Below are 17,213 nucleotides of genomic sequence, written 5' to 3'. Positions count from 1 at the left end.
GGAAATGGCGACTATCACCAGTGACGCGGCCGCCCCCGGCGCCAGCCCGGTCGACGGCGGGGCGCCCAAGCGCGAGCGGTCGGCGACGCGGTCGCGGCTCGTCCTGCGGCGGTTCCTGCGCCGCAAGGGCGCGGTGTTCGGCCTGATCGTGGTCGTGCTGCTGTACCTGATGGCCTTCCTCGGCCCGCTGATCTCCCCGTGGGGCTACGCCGAGCCGGACTACACCGCGTTCCTGCAGCCGCCGAGCGCCGAGCACTGGTTCGGCACCACCAAGATCGGCGAGGACGTGTTCGCGCAGGTCATGCGCGGTCTGCAGAAGTCGCTCACGATCGGTCTGCTGGTCGGGGTGATCTCCACGAGCGTGGCCGCGCTGGTCGGCGCGCTGGCAGGCTACTTCGGCGGCTGGGTGGACCGGACGCTGATGTGGGTGGTCGACCTGCTGCTCGTGCTGCCGTCGTTCCTGATCATCGCGGTGCTCAGCCCGGCGTTCAAGGGCGAGAGCTGGCTGCTGTTCGTGGCCCTGCTGGCCGCGTTCAGCTGGATGATCACCGCGCGGATCGTGCGCGGCATGACGCTGACCCTGCGCGAGCGCGAGTACGTCAAGGCCGCGCGGTTCATGGGCCAGTCCCCGCTGCGGATCATCTTCAAGCACATCGTGCCGAACATGGCCTCGCTGCTGATCATCGACGCGACCATCACCATCGGCGCGGCGGTCCTGTCGGAGACCGGCCTGAGCTTCTTCGGCTTCGGCGTGCAGCCCCCGGACGTCTCCCTGGGCACGCTCATCGCCACCGGCACCGACTCGGTGATCACCTACCCCTGGCTGTTCTACCTGCCCGCGGGCTTCCTCGTGCTGTTCGTGCTCGCGGTGAACCTGTTCGGCGACGGCCTGCGCGACGCGCTCGACCCGAGCTCCACGAGGGCTCGGAAGCGCGCAACCAAGAGCGAGGAGGAGTCGGAGTGACCGCCGCCGACCTGATGTTCGACGGGCCCACGCCGGAGGTGGACGGCCCGGTGCTGAAGGTGGACGACCTGCGGGTGTCCTTCCCCAGCGAGAGCGGCCGCGTGCGCGCGGTGCGCGGGCTGAGCTACGAGGTCGCGCCCGGCGAGGTGCTCGGCATCGTGGGCGAGTCCGGGTCGGGCAAGTCGGTGTCCTCGCTGGCCGTGATGGGGCTGCTGCCCGCCCAGGCGCGGGTGTCGGGGTCGATCCGGTTCCGCGGCAAGGAGCTGCTCGGCCTCGGCGACACCGAGCTCTCGCGCATCCGCGGCCGCCGGATCTCGATGGTGTTCCAGGACCCGCTGTCCGCGCTGACCCCGGTCTACACCGTGGGCGACCAGATCGCCGAGGCGCTGCTGACCCACGGCAAGGGCAGGGTCAGCAAGCAGCAGGCGAACAACCGCGCGGTGGAGCTGCTGGACCTCGTCGGCATCCCGAACGCGGCCCAGCGGGCCAAGGCGTTCCCGCACGAGTTCTCCGGCGGCATGCGCCAGCGCGCGGTCATCGCCATCGCGATCGCCAACGACCCCGACCTGATCATCGCCGACGAGCCGACGACCGCGCTGGACGTCACCGTGCAGGCGCAGGTGCTGGAGGTGCTCAAGACCGCCCAGGAGGTCACCGGCGCGGGCATCGTGATCATCACCCACGACCTCGGCGTGGTCGCCGGGTTCGCCGACCGGCTGATGGTCATGTACGCCGGGCGCGCGGTGGAGACCGGCCCGGTTGACGAGGTGTACCCGCACCCGCGCATGCCGTACACGCTGGGTCTGCTCGGCTCCATCCCGCGGCTGGACGCCGACGAGAAGCAGCCGCTGGTCCCGATCGAGGGCCAGCCGCCGTCGCTGGTGGAGCTGCCGCCGGGCTGCCCGTTCGCCCCGCGCTGCCCCATGGCCGTCGAGGCGTGCACCACCGCGGAGCCGCCGCTGGCCGAGGTCGCGCCCGGGCACCACGCGGCGTGCATCCGCAGCGACGAGATCGCCGGGACCGACGCCGACGCGGCCGAGGTGTACGGCGTGGACGTCGTCGAGGAGCCCCCGATCGCCGCGGTGCCCCGCGAGCAGCGGGAGACCGTGCTGGAGGTCCAGGACCTGGTCAAGGCGTACCCGCTGACCAAGGGCTCGGTGTTCAAGCGCACCATCGGCAGCGTCCGCGCCGTCGACGGCATCAGCTTCGACATCCGCACCGGCGAGACGCTCGGCCTGGTCGGCGAGTCCGGCTGCGGCAAGACCACCACGCTCATGGAGATCCTGGGCCTGGAGAAGCTGCAGTCCGGCCGCATCGCGGTGCTCGGCAAGGAGACCACCGCGCTCGACCGGACCGCCCGCAAGGCGATCCGGCGGGACATGCAGGTCGTGTTCCAGGACCCGATGGCCGCCCTCGACCCGAGGATGCCCATCAGCGACATCCTCGCCGAGCCCATGCAGGTGCACGGGTATTCGCAGGCGCAGATCGACGCCCGGGTGCCCGAACTGCTCGACCTGGTCGGCCTGCGTCGCGAGCACGCCGACCGCTACCCCGCCGAGTTCTCCGGAGGGCAGCGCCAGCGCATCGGCATCGCCCGCGCGCTGGCCCTGGAGCCCCGGCTCATCGTGCTCGACGAGCCGGTGTCCGCATTGGACGTCTCGATCCAGGCGGGCGTGATCAACCTGTTGGACGAGCTGAAGGCGAAGCTCGGCCTGTCCTACCTGTTCGTCGCCCACGACCTGTCGGTGGTGCGCCACATCGCCGACCGGGTCGCGGTGATGTACCTGGGCAAGATCATCGAGATCGGGTCGGTGGAGAAGGTGTTCGGCGCGCCCGAGCACCCCTACACCCAGGCCCTGCTCTCGGCGATCCCGATCCCGGACCCGGTCGTCGAGCGGCGCCGGGAGCGGATCATCCTCACCGGCGACCTGCCCAGCCCGGCCAATCCGCCGCAGGGGTGTCGGTTCCACACCCGCTGCTTCAAGTTCGCCGCCCTGCCGGAAGCGCAGCGGGCGTTGTGCCTCGACCAGGAACCGGACCTCGACGGCGCGGGGGACCACCGTGCCGCGTGTCACTATGCCGAGTCCCGCGCAGTCGTATAGCGGGCAAGAAGGAGGGTTACCCCCGTGAATCGCAGAAAGTGGACCGGTGTCGCCGCGTCCGTCACCGCGGCGGCCTTGGTGCTGACCGCGTGCGGCGGCGGCGACAACGACCAGGCAGGCGGCGGTCTGCAAGGGACCGACCAGGCCGCGCAGGGCTCGTGGGCCATCAACGAGCAGCCCTACGACCAGGTCAAGCAGGGCGGCGAGCTGAAGTGGCCGCTGGACGCGCTGCCGGACAACTGGAACTACAACCAGCTGAACGGCCCGCTGGTCGACCACGACTACATCCTCAGCGCGCTGATCCCGAAGCTGCACGTCGCGGATAAGGCCGGGAAGATCGTCGTCAACCCGGACTACCTGGAGTCGGCCACGCTGACCTCCCCGGACCCGCAGGTCATCACCTACAAGCTGAACCCGAACGCCAAGTGGAGTGACGGCACGCCGATCGGCTGGGAGGACTTCGACGCCCAGTTCAAGGCGCTGAACGGCACCAACGAGGAGTTCTCGGTCGCGGGCACCACCGGCTACGAGGACATCGAGAAGGTGGAGAAGGGCGCGGCCGACAACGAGGTCGTCGTCACCTTCAAGAAGAAGTTCGCGGAGTGGACCTCGCTGTTCAGCCCGCTCTACCCGAAGTCGCTGAACGCCGACCCGAAGACCTTCAACGAGGGCTGGATCGACGGCCCGAAGGCGACCGCGGGCCCGTTCAAGATCGAGACCATCGACCAGACCGCCAAGCTGGTCAGCGTGGTCCCGGACCCGAACTGGTGGGGCCGCAAGCCCAAGCTGGACAAGATCACCTTCCGGGTGGTCGAGCGCGCCGCGCTGGCCGACTCGCTGGCCTCCGACGCCATCGACTGGTACAAGATCGGCTCCAGTGTGGACAACTTCCAGCGGGCCAAGGCCATGCAGGGCGTCGAGGTCCGCGAGGCCCCCGGCAAGTCCTACAACCACATCACCTTCAACGGCGCCGAGACCTCGATCCTGGCCGACCAGAAGCTGCGTGTGGCGGTCATGAAGGCCATGGACCCGAACGTCTACGCCAAGGGCATCCTCGGCCCGATCGTGGCCGACCCGAAGGCGCTGGGCAACCACTTCTTCCTGCAGGGCACCGCGAACTACGTGGACAACTCCGCCCCGATCAAGGCCGACAAGGAGGCCGCCAAGGCCGACCTCGAGGCCCTGGGCTGGAAGATGGACGGCGAGTTCCGCAAGAAGGACGGCAAGCAGCTGGACATCCGCATCGTGTCCACCGCGGGCAACCCGATCTCCGAGCAGATCTCCAAGCTGACCCAGGCGCAGCTCAAGGAGGTCGGCGTCAACGTCATCATCGACGCGCAGCCCTCGGCGACGTTCTTCAGCGACTTCGTCAACACCGGCAACTTCGACATGGTCGGCTTCGGCTGGTCGCAGACGCCTTGGCCGATCAGCTCGTCCAAGGGCATCTACTACCTCGACCCGAACAGCGTGAACCAGAACTTCGGCCGGATCGGCTCCGAGGAGATCAACAAGCTCCTCGACCAGGCCAACGCCGAGCTGGACGACGCCAAGCGCGTCGAGCTGACCAACCAGGCCGACAAGCTCATCTGGGAGGCGGGCCACCACCTGCCGCTGTACCAGGTGCCGGGCGCGGTCGCCGTGGACGCCAAGCTGGTCAACTTCGGCGCCTTCGGCGTCGCTGACCCGGACTACACCGCCATGGGCTTCGCAGCCTGACGATGGTCGAGTCCACCGGGCCGCGCGCATCCTCCTGGGTGCGCGCGGCCCGTCACGTTCTCCTGGCCACCGCGCTCGTCGTGCTGGTCTGCGGCCTGGTCGGCGGGATGTCGCTAGCCACCTACCGCGCTCTCGACGCCTCGCTGGCGGGGCTGTCCGAGGTCGTCACGGGCACCGTGACGCCGCTGGGCGGGTCCGTGGTCCGCGCCGAGTGGACATCGCCGGACGGCGTCGCGCACTCGGCGGACATCCCGCTGGCAGTGACCCCGCCGCCCGCCGAGGCGCCCGCCACGATCGCCTACGACCCGCGCGCCCCGCACCGCGCCGTCGTCCCGGGCGCCGAGGTCTTCGCCGACGCCGACCGCGCGCTGGGCGGGGTGGTGTTCACGGCCCTGGTGACCGTCCTGACGGCCGCGCACGTCGTGTGGCTGGCAGTGAGCCGGAGCCTGCTGCTGCGGCGCTCACCGACGCGTCTGGCGGTGCGCAGGGTCCGCGTGCAGCGCGGGCTGCTGACCCGGTCGTACCTGGAGACCGAGTCGGGACCGCGGCGCTGGGTCCCGGTCTACTTCGACCCCGCCCTGCCTACCCTGCCGACGCCGACCGTGGTCGAGGCCTACGGCGACCCCCGACGCAACCGTTTCGTCGCGTTCCGGGTGGACGGCGTCACCCTGTTCCCGTCCGGCCGGGTCCGCGCGACAGAGCCGCCCGGGCGCCGCACGGACAACGCCGCCGTCCCGGACGCCCCCGAGTCGGTGCCCGGCATGGCCCGGCAGTTCCGCGTGGACGCGCCCGCCGCGCTGTCGGCGCCCCTGGTGGGCCTGTTCTGGGCGTACATCGACAGCAGCGGCTTCCCCGGCTGGCTCGCCGCCACCGCGCTCACCGCGGCGCTGGCCTTCTGGGTGTGGGCCGTCCGCGGCTCCGACCCGTCCTAGGTGTAGCCGCCGGAACGCCAGTAGACCCCGGCCTCCCGGCTGAGCAGCCCGGCGTCCACCAGGTACCGCCGCACGGTGACGAAGTCGACCCCGCCGCCCTCGCACCAGGCCCGCAGCACCACGTCGACCTCCTTCTCCCCGTACCGCACCCCGGGCTCGAAGGCCTGCACGACGTGCTCCAACACCACCTGCCGCTTGGCCGCCTGCGCGGGCATCCCCACGAGCCGCCCGTCGCGCACGAAGGCCCGCACCACGCCCTCGACCCGCTGGTCGGCGTACCCGAACGACTCCGGCTCCTCGGCCGCGCCCCGCGCCGCCGCCTTGACGACCTCGGCACGCACAGCCATGCCGGACACCAGCCCGCCGTCGCGCAACTTCAGCAACGCGCGCCCCACCTGCCGCGCCGACAACCCGGTGACCCGCTCAACCTCGCCGGAGTCGGCCGCGCCGAGCACCAGGGCCGCGAACACCCGCAGCCGCTCCTCCTCGGCCAACAGCCCCACCACGTCCCGCGCCGAAAGCTCACCCATGGCCCCCAGCCAACCAAACCGGGCGCCGGGCCCAAACCCAATAACGCGCGAAAGGCCCGATCCGGTGTGGATCGGGCCTTTCGCGGTGGTAGCGGGGACAGGATTCGAACCTGCGACCTCTGGGTTATGAGCCCAGCGAGCTACCGAGCTGCTCCACCCCGCGTCGGTAAGTACAACTATACACACCCTCGGGGTCGGCTTTCACGGGGGGTCTTCTGGCGGTCGATCGGGTGGTGGAGCGCGTTTTCGCGGTGTTCGAGGGATTGCTGCGGCCGTGCTTGCCCCGCTGGGCTTCGCTGTGCCGTTTCTGCGCCCGCAGGTGGTTTGAGGTTTGCCCCGGCACTCGCGGCTGAGTCTCCGTTGTGCGCCGGGCCGGCGGTCACGTGGGTGGTTCGCGAGTTGCTTCTTGGTGTCCGATGGGGCGAACTCGCATTCGCGGGGCCCCTAAGCGAGACGGCGCGGCGCGGAAAGAAGGGCGGAGCGGCGAAGCCGTTCCGCGCCGAGCGAGGGTAGCACCGTCTCGCTCCCCACGAATGCGAGTCCACCCCATCGGACAGTTACCAGGGGCGCGTCCCGTTCCCCGGTGGTCCCGCTGCTTCCCCGCGCTCCACCCCAGAGCTTCATCCCTTCACCCCTCACCTCTCCGCCCCTTCGCTCCCCCGCCCTCTCACCGCTCCCACCCTCACCACTCCGCCCTTCACTCCTCCGCCCAATCAGTCCTCCACCCCTTCGCCTCTCCACCCCTTCACCCGTCGACCCCAAGCTCGGCCACTCCACTCCAACCAACCGCTCCCGGCCCGGCCCCTTCCAGCGGGCTACTCCACGCCCCAACGACTTCCACCTCCCCTTACACCCCAACCACTTCCACCCTCACCACTCACCCATCCCCCACGCCACCACATCTCGCCCACACCACTTCCCTCACCCACCACTCCCCCACACCCACCACAACGACTGCTCCCCTTACCCACCACAACGGACCACCCCAAACCCGCCCACCCACCCTCGCGAGATACCGCACCGTGGGGGTCTGGGGGCTCGGCCCCCAGGCAAAATGCGAAAGAGCCCTATCCGCGCTTTCCGCGGATAGGGCTCTCCCAACTCTGTAGCGGGGACAGGATTCGAACCTGCGACCTCTGGGTTATGAGCCCAGCGAGCTACCGAGCTGCTCCACCCCGCGTCGGTAAGGGGAACTCTACGTTACGGGGAAGTCCGGATGCAAATCGGCCCCGGGGCTGCGGGCCCCGGGGGCGATTTCGATCAGCCGCCGCCGTTCGGGGACGGGGTGGGTGACGGCGACGGGCCGGGGGGTGAGCCGCCGGTCTGTTCCTGCTTGGCCTTCGCCTCGTTGTACTGGTCGGCGGCGGCTTCCAGTTCCGCCAGGGCTTCGCCCTGGGCGGCGAAGTCGCCGGACTGCTGGGCGGCCTTGAGCTTGGCCAGGGCGGCGTCCAGCGCCTGCACCGCGGCGGCCACGTCGGCGTTGGCGTCTCCGCCGTTGCCGGGGCCGGTGGGCGGCGGGGTGGTGGGCGTGGTCGGCGGCGGGTCGTCGCCCTCCTCGCCGGGCGGGGTGGCCGGTTGGCCGGTGCCCGCGCCGATGGCCTTCTCCAGGGCCTCGGAGACCGTGGCGGCGAAGCCGACGCGGTTGTTGAACGACACCAGCACGCGGGCCAGCTGCGGGAAGGCGTCGTCGTCCTTGCGCTGGATGTAGATCGGTTCGACGAACAGCAGGCCCTCGGCCAGTGGCAGGGTCAGCAGGTTGCCGAACTTGACGTCGACCGTCGGGTTCTGGATCAGCGTCCGGTTCTCGGTGACCTCAGGGGTCGTCAGGAACCGGTTCTGCACCTGCCCGGGGCCCTCGATCTGGCTCGTTCCCGCGCTCGGCAGTCTCAGGACGCTGATCTGCCCGTAGTTCTCCGGGTCCGACGACACCGACACCCACGAGGCCAGGAACGCGCGGTTGAGGAACGTCAGCGCGCTGGTGATCTGGAAGGTGGCGTCCTCCTGGCCGGGGATCTGCGCGAGCACGTAGTACGGCGGCTGCTTGGCGCCGGTGGTGCCGGTGTTGGTGCCGCCGCCCTCGGTCGGGTCGACCGGGACGTTCCAGAAGCTCTTCTGGGAGAAGAACTCGTTGGCGTCCTGCACGTGGTACTTCGACAGCAGTTCGCGCTGGACCTTGAACAGGTCCTCCGGGTAGCGGAAGTGCGAGCGCAGGTCGTCGGACACCGCGCTGCTGGGCAGCACCGTGCCGGGGAAGACGCCCATCCACGCCTTGAGGACCGGGTCCTCCTCGTCGATCGCGTACAGCTTCACGCTGCCGTCGAAGGCGTCGACGGTGGCCTTCACCGAGTTGCGGATGTAGCTGATGGTGCGGTTCTCCTGGCGCACCACGCCCGCCAGGGAGTCGCTCGTGGCCTCGCCGAGTGGGGTGCGCTGGGAGTACGGGTAGTTCTCCAGCGTGGTGTAGCCGTCGATGATCCACTGGATGCGGCCGTCGATCACCGCGGGGTACGGGTCGCCGTCGAGGGTCAGCCAGGGCGCGACCTTGGCCACGCGGTCGCGCGGGTTGCGGTTGTACATGATCCGCGTGCCGTCGACGATCTGGCTGGAGAACAGGATGTTCCGCTCGCCGTAGTGCAGCGTGAACGCCAGCTTGTTCATCAGCCCGTCGATGGGCACGCCGCCCTTGCCCGCGTAGGAGTAGGTCTGCGAGGCGGTGTCGTACTCCATGGGCGCGCCGTCGTTGCGGCCGCCGACGATGGCGTAGGTGTCGGTGGACAGCTCGCCGTAGTAGATGCGCGGCTCCGTCAGGCCGAACGGGCCCTCGCGGGTCAGGTCGCTGATCTTGAAGACCGGGAAGCCGCCCTCGCCGCCCGCGTCCTGCAGCGCGGAGTTGATCGTGTTCGCGGGCGCGGCGACGAAGCCGTTGCCGTGCGTGTAGATCATGTGCCGGTTGATCCAGGTGCCCTGGGTCTCGGTCAGCCCGCTGGTCTTGATCTCGCGCGCGGCGACGATGTAGTCCTGCGTCTTGCCGTCGATGGTGTACCGGTCGACGTCGAGCTTGGTGGGGAAGCCGTAGAAGTTCTCCGCGCCCGCGCGCTGGGTGAACGTCGGGGCCAGGATGTTCGGGTCCAGCAGCCGGATGTTGGAGATGGTGTTGACGCTGGCTTCCTGCTGGCGGATCTGGGCGGGCGTCGCGGTGCTCACGCCCGGGTAGTCGAGGGTGCTCACCTTGTCGTCGGTGATGCCGAAGCCGAGCTTGGTCGCGGCGATGTTGCGCTGGATGGACTCGGCCTCCTTGGCGTTCTCGTTCGGCCGGACCGAGAACTGCTGCACGATCGCCGGGTAGGCGACGCCGATGAGGATGCCGGAGAGCACCAGCAGCGCGGTGGCGATCGCGGGCAGCTGCAGGTTGCGCAGGAACGCGCCGACGAAGAACGCCACGGCGCAGAAGCCCGCGATGAACATCAGGATCAGCTTGGCGGGCAGCACCGCGTTGAGGTCGGTGTACGTCGCGCCGCTGAAGAGCGGGTTGCGCTCGGAGAACAGCAGCTCGTAGCGCTCGAAGAAGTAGTCGACCGCGTACACCAGCACGAACACGCCCGCGGTGATCGACAGCTGCATGCGGGCGGGCCCGGCGAGCTGCCCGCCCTTACCGGCCAGCCGGATGCCGCCGAAGATGTAGTGGGTGATCAGCGCGCCGAAGAACGCCAGGGCGACGGCGACGAACAGCCAGCTGATGATCCAGGTGATGAACGGCAGCGTGAACGCGTAGAACCCGATGTCGATCTGGTACTCCGGGTCCAGCGTGCCGAACGAGGTGGCGTTGAACGCCAGCTGCACGCGCTGCCAGTCGCCCTGGGCGGCGGACCCGGCGATCAGGCCCACGACGGCCGGGATGCCGATGCCGAACAGCCGGACCCGCTGCACGATGGTCGAGCGGTACCGGGCGAGCGGATCGTCGGCGCTGCCGACCGGCACGAACACCGGGCGGGTGCGGTAGGCGATCCACAGGCTCAGCGCGAGCACGCCGCCGACGAACGCGCCGACGATGAAGAACAGCGCGATCCGCGTGATGATCATGGTGGTGAACACCGAGCGGAACCCGACCTCACCGAACCACAGCCAGTCCACATACGTCCCCAGCAGCCGGGAGCCCAGCAACAGGATCAGCAGGACGGCGGCGCCGAGGATGAGCAGGATGCGGCTGCGCCGGGACAGCTTCGGCAGGCCGATCGGGGGCCGAGTGGCCACTGGACACACTCCAGGGTCGCTTGCTTGTCGTCTGGCCGGGCCAGGTCGTGACTGGCCCTGACCGTTCAACTCTACGAGGGCCGGTTCAGGTTCCCACGGCGGTGTCCGAATGGTGCGGAATTCGGCTGTGGATCGCCGGGGGTGCGAGGATGACCGGCGTGAGCGAGCCCAGTTCCGCCCTGCCGTCGGTCGCCCGCGAGGTCGAGGAGTTCGTCCATTCCGGGGGCTGGGACCAGCGCCCCCAGCTGTTCGCCCTGGTGCCCACCGAGCACCTGCTGCGCGAGCAGCCGGACCTGGCTGGCCAGGTCGACCCGGAGTCCCCGCTGACCCCCATCGCCCAGGACAGCCTCCCCGACGGCGACCTCGGCGCGGCGCTGGCCGGGATCATGTGGCCGGAGGCGGTCGCGGGCTGCGCGCTCGTGCAGGAGATCGTCATGCTGCCCCCGGACGCCGAGGCGGACCTGCCCGACGCCGAGGACGCCATGGCCAGGGTCGCCGCGTCGCACCCGATGGCCAGGGAGGCCCGGCTGGTGGCCGCGGTGCTGCGCGAGGGCGCGACGGCGTGCGTCGTCCGCGTCCGCGACATCGACGAACTGGTCGAGAACCCGCAGCTGGCGCCGAACCTGACCCGCGCCCTGCTGGCGACCTTCGACTAACCGGCCGCCCACTAGCCTGCCGTGCAGAGCGGCACCTGGCGGCCCGCCTCCAGGTCCTTCAGCGACTGCACCGCGCCCTCCAGGGTCTCCACGCGGACCAGCCGCAGGCCCTCGGGCGCGTTGTCCACGGCCTCGGCGCAGTTGGCAGCGGGCACCAGGAACGTCGTCGCCCCGGCCTCGGCGGCCGCGGTCATCTTGAACGCGATGCCGCCGATCGGGCCGACCACGCCCTGGGTGGTGATCTCGCCGGTCCCGGCGATGATCTGCCCGTCGGCCAGGTCGCCCTCGGTCAGCCGGTCCACGATGGCCAGGGAGAACATCAGCCCGGCCGACGGACCGCCCACGTCCTCCAGGGTGATCGTCGTGGTGAAGTCGACCTCGGGCTGGTCGACGACGCCGAGCCCGATGAAGCCCTCCTCGCGGGCGTCGGCCCCGAAGGCCGCCGCGTCGCCGAGGGTGATGGTCGCGGTCTCGGTGACGCCGCCGCGCACGTAGGTGATCGGCACCGCGTCGCCGGGGCGGGTGCCCGCCAGCGCGGCGCGCACGTCGTCGGCCTGGGCGATCTTCCTGCCGTTGACCTCGGCGATCTCGTCGCCGGGGGCGAGCACCTTGTCGGCGGGCGCGCCGGTGGTGATCTGCTGGGCGATGACCTTCATCGGGTAGTCGAGGTGGCGCAGGGCGGCGGTCTCGGCGTTGCTCTGGGAGTCCTCGAACAGCTTGGTGTTCTGCTGCTCGATCTGCTCCTCGGTCTCCCCCGGCGGGAAGTACTCCTCGCGCGGGGCCAGCGCGAAGCGGCCGCTCACCCACAGCGCGAGCGCGCCGAACAGGGTGATGTCGTCGTTCACCGAGACGGTCGTCATGCGCAGCTGGCCGGTGGTCTCGTACGTCTGCTCGCCCTCGACCTGCACGATCGCCACGCCGTCGACGGAGCCGAGGGTGTCGTAGGTCGGGCCGGGGCCCAGCGAGACGTACGGGATGGGCACGGTCGCGCCGAGCACCGCGAACACCAAGGCCAGGACGAACCCGACGAGCACGGTCCAGCCGCGCCGGGACAGCCCGCGCTGGGAGTCGGGCGGGGCGGGGACCGGGTCCTGGGCGGCGACGGTGCTCACGAGCACACAGGGTACGTGCGTTCGCCCATGGCGGATCACCTGACGTACCGGAGGCGGGCGTGCCGCGTACCGTGGACCTATGAACGAGTTCAAGTTCGGCTTCAGCCTGCCGGACCCCGACGACCGGGACAAGAACGAGAACCCGGACCAGGCCGGGCAGCAACCGAACCCGTTCGACGCGTTCGGGCAGCTCGGCCAGATGCTCAGCCAGCTGGGTCAGATGATGAGCCAGGCGAGCACGTCGAGCGGCCCGGTGAACTACGACCTGGCCAAGCAGATAGCCGTGCAGAAGCTGGGCGCCAGGCCCGGCTTCGCCGCCGACTCGGGCAAGGCGGTCACCGACGCGGTCCACCTCGCCGAGATGTGGCTCGACCCGGTCACCACGCTGCCCGCGGGCGCGGCCACCACCAGGGCGTGGACGGCGCGCGACTGGGTGGACGCCACGCTGCCCACCTGGCGGCGGCTGTGCGACCCGGTGGCCCAGCGCATGTCCGGCGCCTGGGTCGAGGCCCTCCCGGCCGAGGCCAAGCAGCAGGCGGGCCCGCTGCTGGCGGTGGTCGGCCAGATGGGCGGCATGGCCTTCGGCTCGCAGCTGGGCCAGGCGCTGGCGCAGCTGGCCGCCGAGGTGCAGACCTCCTCCGACATCGGCCTGCCGCTGGGCCCGGAGGGCACGGCCGCGCTGCTGCCGGAGAACATCGAGGCGTTCACCAAGGGCCTGGAGCGGCCCTCCAGCGAGGTCATGGTGTTCCTGGCCGCGCGCGAGGCCGCCCACCAGCGGCTGTTCGCGCACGTGCCGTGGCTCCGGCAGCGGATGCTGGCCTCGGTCGAGGAGTTCGCGGGCGGCATCAAGGTCGACACCAGCGCGCTGGAGCAGCTCGCGGGCCAGTTCGACCCGATGAACCCCGAGTCGATCGAGCGGGCCATGCAGTCCGGCGTGCTCGAGCCGCAGACCACGCCGGAGCAGAAGGCGGCGCTGGCCCGCCTGGAGACCCTGCTCGCCCTGGTCGAGGGCTGGGTGGACGTCGTCGTCGGCGACGCGGTCGGCGACCGGCTGCCCGGCGCGGACGCGCTGCGCGAGACGCTGCGGCGCCGCCGCGCCTCCGGCGGCCCGGCCGAGCAGACCTTCGCCACCCTGGTCGGGCTGGAGCTGCGCCCGCGCAGGCTGCGCGCCGCCGCCGCGCTGTGGCGGCTGGTGACCGACCAGCACGGCATGGAGGTCCGCGACGGCCTCTGGGCCCACCCCGACCTGCTGCCCACCGCCGACGACCTCGACGACCCGATGGAGTTCGCCGACCGCCTCGGCCACGCCGACGTCGACCCGATCGCCGAGCTCAGGAAGACCGAGGGGACCGAGGAGTGAGGGCCCGGCTCGACCAGCTCGTCATCGACTGCCTCGAGCCCGCCGTCCTGGCCCGCTTCTGGGCCGGGCTGCTCGGCGGCGACGTGGTCGACCGCGCGTCCGGCTGGTCGCACACCGACCCGCCCGGCTTCCCCCGGCTGGCCTTCCAGCCGGTGCCGGACCCGCGCACGACCAAGAACCGGCTGCACCTCGACGTCGAGGTCGACGACATCCGCGCCGCCGCCGAGACCGCGGTCGGCCTCGGCGCGCAGCGGATGGGCGGGCTCATGTCCGACGCCAAGGGGTCCTTCCAGGTCATGCGCGACCCGGAGGGCAACGAGTTCTGCTTCGTCAGTCCTCCGTGAGCCCCCAGCCCGCCGCGGCGGAGAGGCCCTCCAGGTAGCCGACGGCCCGGTCGGTCCTGGGGTACTGGCGCACCAGCGCCCAGAACTGCGGGCCGTGCCCGGGTTCGAGCAGGTGGGCGAGCTCGTGCACGAGCACGTAGTCGAGCACCCAGGCCGGGACCCGGCGCAGCCGCTCGCTGATCCGGATCGTGCGGTCGATGGGCGTGCAGGAGGCCCAGCGGGTCCGCATGGGCGGGACCCAGCGGACCGACGCCGGGTCGCACTGGCCGCCGAAGTACTTCGCGGACAGCTCCTGGCAGCGCGCCAGCAGCGTGGCGTCCGACGACCGCGCGGGCGGACGCGCCGGGGCCTCGCTGCGCAGCAGCCTGCGCTGCATCTCGGCGACCCAGTGGGCCTCCTCTTTCTTGGACAGTCGGGCAGGGATCTGGACGATCAGGGTGTCACCGTCTCGATACGCGGTGACGGTGCGGGTGCGACGCTTGCTCCTGCGCACCTCGACGCGGGGTTCGGCCACGGCACAACGGTAAGGGTCCCCACCGACATCCCGGGAGCGGCATTTCGACCTGTGGACAACCGGCTCGGCCGTTCGGCCCAGCCGGGCAGACTGGACGCGTGACCACACCGACCCGCGCTCCCCCTTCCGTTGCAGCACAGGGCCTCCGGCGACATCGGCACCGCTGTCGACCGGCCGTTCCGCGCGTGACCGACGCCACGGCCTGCCACCGGCCGCGGCCATCGGCCGAACGGCTCCCCCGACCACCACCGTCGGCCCACGACCCCTCACGCACCGACGCCAGCGGGCGCGGCGCGGGCGGGATGTCCCGGGTATCACGCACGAACTGGCTGCGTGGGGCGGCCCGGGCAGGGAACAATCGGGTCGTGACCGAGATGCCACGCAAGACTGTCGCGCGGACGGCGCGGCTCGCCAGCATCCCGCTCGGGGTGGCGGGCCGGGCGGTCGGCGGCTGGGGGAAGCGGCTGGCCGGGCAGAGCGCGGACAAGGTCAGCGCCGAGCTGTCCGCGCGGACGGCCGAGCAGGTGTTCGCCGTGCTCGGGCAGCTCAAGGGCGGGGCGATGAAGTTCGGCCAGGCGCTGTCGGTGTTCGAGGCCGCGGTGCCCGACGAGCTGGCGGAGCCGTACCGGGAGGCGCTGACCCGGCTGCAGTCGGCCGCGCCGCCGATGAGCGCGTCCACCATGCACCGGGTGCTGGCCCAGCAGCTGGGCAGCGGTTGGCGCAAGCGCTTCGCCGAGTTCGACGACCAGCCCGCGGCGGCGGCCAGCATCGGGCAGGTGCACCGGGCGGTGTGGCACGACGGGCGCGAGGTGGCCGTCAAGGTGCAGTACCCGGGCGCGGACGAGGCGCTGCTGTCGGACCTGCGGCAGCTCCAGCGGTTCAGCAAGCTGTTCCAGCCGCTGGTGCCGGGCATGGAGATCAAGCCGCTGCTGCGCGAGCTCGCCGACCGGATGGTCGAGGAGCTCGACTACCGCGCCGAGGCGGAGAACCAGCGCACGTTCGCCAAGGCGTTCGCAGGCGACCCGCACGTGCTGGTCCCGCGCGTCGTGGCCAGCGCGCCCAAGGTCACGGTCACCGAGTGGGTGGCGGGCAAGCCGCTGTCGGAGATCATCCGCGCTGGCGGCCGCGCCGAACGCGACGGCGCGGGGAAGCTGCTGTGCGAGTTCCACTTCTCCTCACCGGCCCGGGTGGGGCTGCTCCACTCGGACCCGCACCCGGGCAACTTCATGATCACGCCGGACGGCAGGCTCTGCGTGATCGACTTCGGCGCCGTGGCCCGCCTCCCGGAGGGCCTGCCGAGGCCGCTGGGCGTGATGACCCGGCTGTCCATCGAGGGCCGCTCGGCCGACCTGCTCCGCCTCATGCGCGACGAGGGCTTCGTCCGCGCGGGCATGGAGCTCGACGCCGAGGACGTCCTGGCCTACCTGGCGCCGTTCGCCGAGCCCGCAGCGGTCGAGACCTTCCACTTCAGCCGCCGTTGGATGCAGCGCCAGGCCGAGCGCGTGGGCGGCGGCCAGGACTTCAAGACCGGCCGCTCGCTCAACCTGCCGCCGCAGTACCTGCTGATCCAGCGGGTGACGGCGGGCGCGACCGGCATCCTGTGCCAGCTCGACGCCCACTTCTCGATGCGCCCGATCATCTCCCGGTGGCAGCCCGGCTTCGCCGACGAGGCCGCCTGACCGCTCGGGCTCACCACCAGTCCGAGGTCAGCTTGGCCTCGATGCTGCGCAGGTGCTCGCGGGCGCACTCCGGGCAGTACCACCGCGTGCCGCGCTCGTCGGTGTCGCGGACCCAGGCCAGCCGGGCCGCCGGGTCCGCGTCGTCGCGGGGGCGGCCGCAGCGGGCGCAGCGCTCGGTCATTTCGTGCCCAGGTGCACGGTCGACGCGGCCAGGACGAACACGTCGTCGCGGGCGCCGACCCAGTCCGGGCCGTTCTCGTCCAGGAGGCGGGCGACGGTCTCCCGGTCCGACTCCGACAGCCACTCCTCCCCCACACCGGACAGCCACGCCAGCCAGTCGGCGACGAAGCGGCGGACGGGTTCCGCGCCGGGGGCGGGCAGGTCGACGAGGTAGCTGAACGCCCGGACGTCACTCAGGCCCGCGTCGGCGAGCAGCCGGTTCCAGCCGACCCCGGTGCGCACCACGCCCTCCATGCCCGCGCGCATCCTGGTGAACCACTCCGCGCGGGCGGCGTGCAGGCGGTCCTCAAGGCCGGGCTCGCCCACGCCCAGGTCCCACGGCAGGCACCGCTTGGTCAGCCCGCCCTCGACCAGGGCCAGGGTCCCGCCCGGCCGGACGATCCCGGCCAGCCGCGCGACCCCGGCCCGCTCGTCGGGCAGGTGGTGCACGACCCGCGACGCCCACACCAGGTCGCCCGCGGGGACCGCGGCGGCGAGCCCGTCGTCGGCCGCGTCGAACTCGACCGGCACGATCTCGATCCGGTCACCCGCGGCCGCCCGGACGGCGTCGATCGCGGCCGCCTGCAGCTCGGGAACCGCGTCGACCAGCACGATGCGGCCGCCGCCGCGCACCGCCAGCGCGGCGGCGAAGGCCGCGGCCATCCCGCCGGAGCCGGAGCCGACGTCGACGACCGTGGCGCCCGGGGGCAGCGGGTCCACGAGCCGGTGGGCGACCAGGCCGTTGACCTCGGCCTCCAACGCGTCGGTCCGCCGCATCTCGGCGATCCGCTCGGTCCAGTCGATTCGGTCATGCGTGTGCGCCATGTCAGCAGA

At 71.4% G+C, this 17,213-nt stretch carries 14 protein-coding genes and 2 tRNA genes; 8 read left to right on the top strand and 8 right to left on the bottom strand.

Features of this window, described 5'->3' with window-relative positions; genetic code table 11:
• Nucleotides 1–4 precede the first annotated feature (4 nt).
• Genes Actkin_RS04970 through Actkin_RS04955 form a run of 4 tightly spaced genes read left to right on the top strand, consistent with a single transcriptional unit; the run spans nt 5 to nt 5,714 of the window.
• Complete coding sequence (locus Actkin_RS04970; RefSeq protein WP_189212431.1) at nt 5–964, top strand: ABC transporter permease; 960 nt, start codon at nt 5–7, stop codon at nt 962–964.
• Nucleotides 961–3,066 (top strand): ABC transporter ATP-binding protein, encoded by a 2,106-nt coding sequence (locus Actkin_RS04965; protein WP_258906126.1) that lies wholly within the window; start codon nt 961–963, stop codon nt 3,064–3,066. The genes Actkin_RS04970 and Actkin_RS04965 overlap by 4 nt, the downstream gene beginning before the upstream one ends.
• Before the next feature lie 24 nt (nt 3,067–3,090).
• Complete coding sequence (locus tag Actkin_RS04960) at nt 3,091–4,782, top strand: ABC transporter family substrate-binding protein (protein WP_258906125.1); 1,692 nt, start codon at nt 3,091–3,093, stop codon at nt 4,780–4,782.
• Nucleotides 4,783–4,784: 2 nt separating this feature from the next.
• Entirely contained in the window at nt 4,785–5,714 is a 930-nt protein-coding gene (locus Actkin_RS04955) for a hypothetical protein (protein ID WP_258906124.1), read from the top strand.
• On the opposite strand, the gene Actkin_RS04950 is transcribed toward Actkin_RS04955, so the two are convergent.
• From Actkin_RS04950 to Actkin_RS04935, 4 genes are all read right to left on the bottom strand, one after another.
• Nucleotides 5,711–6,244: a DUF2087 domain-containing protein gene (locus tag Actkin_RS04950; protein WP_258906123.1), complete on the bottom strand. Its 534-nt coding sequence runs from the start codon at nt 6,242–6,244 to the stop codon at nt 5,711–5,713. The genes Actkin_RS04955 and Actkin_RS04950 overlap by 4 nt on opposite strands.
• Before the next feature lie 86 nt (nt 6,245–6,330).
• Nucleotides 6,331–6,407 (bottom strand) — tRNA-Met (locus Actkin_RS04945).
• Between the two features lie 943 nt (nt 6,408–7,350).
• Nucleotides 7,351–7,424 (bottom strand) — tRNA-Met (locus Actkin_RS04940).
• A gap of 80 nt (nt 7,425–7,504) precedes the next feature.
• The gene (locus tag Actkin_RS04935; protein WP_189212434.1) at nt 7,505–10,495 is read right to left on the bottom strand and encodes a UPF0182 family protein; all 2,991 of its coding nucleotides are present in this window, start codon (nt 10,493–10,495) and stop codon (nt 7,505–7,507) included.
• Between the two features lie 149 nt (nt 10,496–10,644).
• Here Actkin_RS04935 and Actkin_RS04930 point away from each other — a divergent pair, with 149 nt between their 5' ends.
• Entirely contained in the window at nt 10,645–11,151 is a 507-nt protein-coding gene (locus tag Actkin_RS04930; RefSeq protein WP_189212435.1) for a PPA1309 family protein, read from the top strand.
• A gap of 11 nt (nt 11,152–11,162) precedes the next feature.
• Here the strand turns inward: Actkin_RS04930 and Actkin_RS04925 are convergent, their stop codons facing one another.
• On the bottom strand, nt 11,163–12,263 hold the full coding sequence (locus tag Actkin_RS04925; RefSeq protein ID WP_229787172.1) for a YlbL family protein: 1,101 nt from the start codon (nt 12,261–12,263) through the stop codon (nt 11,163–11,165).
• 79 nt (nt 12,264–12,342) lie between these two features.
• On the opposite strand from Actkin_RS04925, the gene Actkin_RS04920 reads away from it, so the two are divergent.
• Nucleotides 12,343–13,623, top strand: a complete 1,281-nt coding sequence (locus Actkin_RS04920) for a zinc-dependent metalloprotease (RefSeq protein WP_258906121.1) — start codon at nt 12,343–12,345, stop codon at nt 13,621–13,623.
• Complete coding sequence (locus Actkin_RS04915) at nt 13,620–13,967, top strand: VOC family protein (RefSeq protein ID WP_189212437.1); 348 nt, start codon at nt 13,620–13,622, stop codon at nt 13,965–13,967. Before Actkin_RS04920 ends, Actkin_RS04915 begins: the two co-directional genes overlap by 4 nt.
• Here the strand turns inward: Actkin_RS04915 and Actkin_RS04910 are convergent.
• A complete protein-coding gene (locus Actkin_RS04910; RefSeq protein WP_258906120.1) occupies nt 13,954–14,481 on the bottom strand; it encodes a M48 metallopeptidase family protein in 528 nt (175 codons plus the stop codon). The genes Actkin_RS04915 and Actkin_RS04910 overlap by 14 nt on opposite strands.
• Nucleotides 14,482–14,855: 374 nt before the next feature.
• On the opposite strand from Actkin_RS04910, the gene Actkin_RS04905 reads away from it, so the two are divergent.
• Nucleotides 14,856–16,160: an ABC1 kinase family protein gene (locus tag Actkin_RS04905; protein ID WP_258907852.1), complete on the top strand. Its 1,305-nt coding sequence runs from the start codon at nt 14,856–14,858 to the stop codon at nt 16,158–16,160.
• A gap of 10 nt (nt 16,161–16,170) precedes the next feature.
• Here the strand turns inward: Actkin_RS04905 and Actkin_RS04900 are convergent, their stop codons facing one another.
• Nucleotides 16,171–16,341, bottom strand: a complete 171-nt coding sequence (locus Actkin_RS04900) for a hypothetical protein (RefSeq protein ID WP_189212438.1) — start codon at nt 16,339–16,341, stop codon at nt 16,171–16,173.
• A complete protein-coding gene (locus Actkin_RS04895; RefSeq protein WP_189212439.1) occupies nt 16,338–17,204 on the bottom strand; it encodes a class I SAM-dependent methyltransferase in 867 nt (288 codons plus the stop codon). Before Actkin_RS04895 ends, Actkin_RS04900 begins: the two co-directional genes overlap by 4 nt.
• Between the last annotated feature and the right edge of the window lie 9 nt (nt 17,205–17,213).

This window comes from Actinokineospora sp. UTMC 2448, from assembly GCF_024760565.1.
Taxonomy (GTDB): domain Bacteria; phylum Actinomycetota; class Actinomycetes; order Mycobacteriales; family Pseudonocardiaceae; genus Actinokineospora; species Actinokineospora fastidiosa.
Note: the sequence above shows the minus strand (reverse complement) of the source record. Positions and strands in the feature narration are given on the sequence as shown.

Coding starts and splice junctions, on each gene's coding strand:
- Actkin_RS04970 (WP_189212431.1), top strand. CDS start 5: ATGGCGACTATCACCAGTGACGCGGCCGCCCCCGGCGCCAGCCCGGTC.
- Actkin_RS04955 (WP_258906124.1), top strand. CDS start 4,785: ATGGTCGAGTCCACCGGGCCGCGCGCATCCTCCTGGGTGCGCGCGGCC.
- Actkin_RS04950 (WP_258906123.1), bottom strand. CDS start 6,244: ATGGGTGAGCTTTCGGCGCGGGACGTGGTGGGGCTGTTGGCCGAGGAG.
- Actkin_RS04930 (WP_189212435.1), top strand. CDS start 10,645: ATGACCGGCGTGAGCGAGCCCAGTTCCGCCCTGCCGTCGGTCGCCCGC.
- Actkin_RS04920 (WP_258906121.1), top strand. CDS start 12,343: ATGAACGAGTTCAAGTTCGGCTTCAGCCTGCCGGACCCCGACGACCGG.
- Actkin_RS04905 (WP_258907852.1), top strand. CDS start 14,856: ATGCCACGCAAGACTGTCGCGCGGACGGCGCGGCTCGCCAGCATCCCG.
- Actkin_RS04900 (WP_189212438.1), bottom strand. CDS start 16,341: ATGACCGAGCGCTGCGCCCGCTGCGGCCGCCCCCGCGACGACGCGGAC.
- Actkin_RS04895 (WP_189212439.1), bottom strand. CDS start 17,204: ATGGCGCACACGCATGACCGAATCGACTGGACCGAGCGGATCGCCGAG.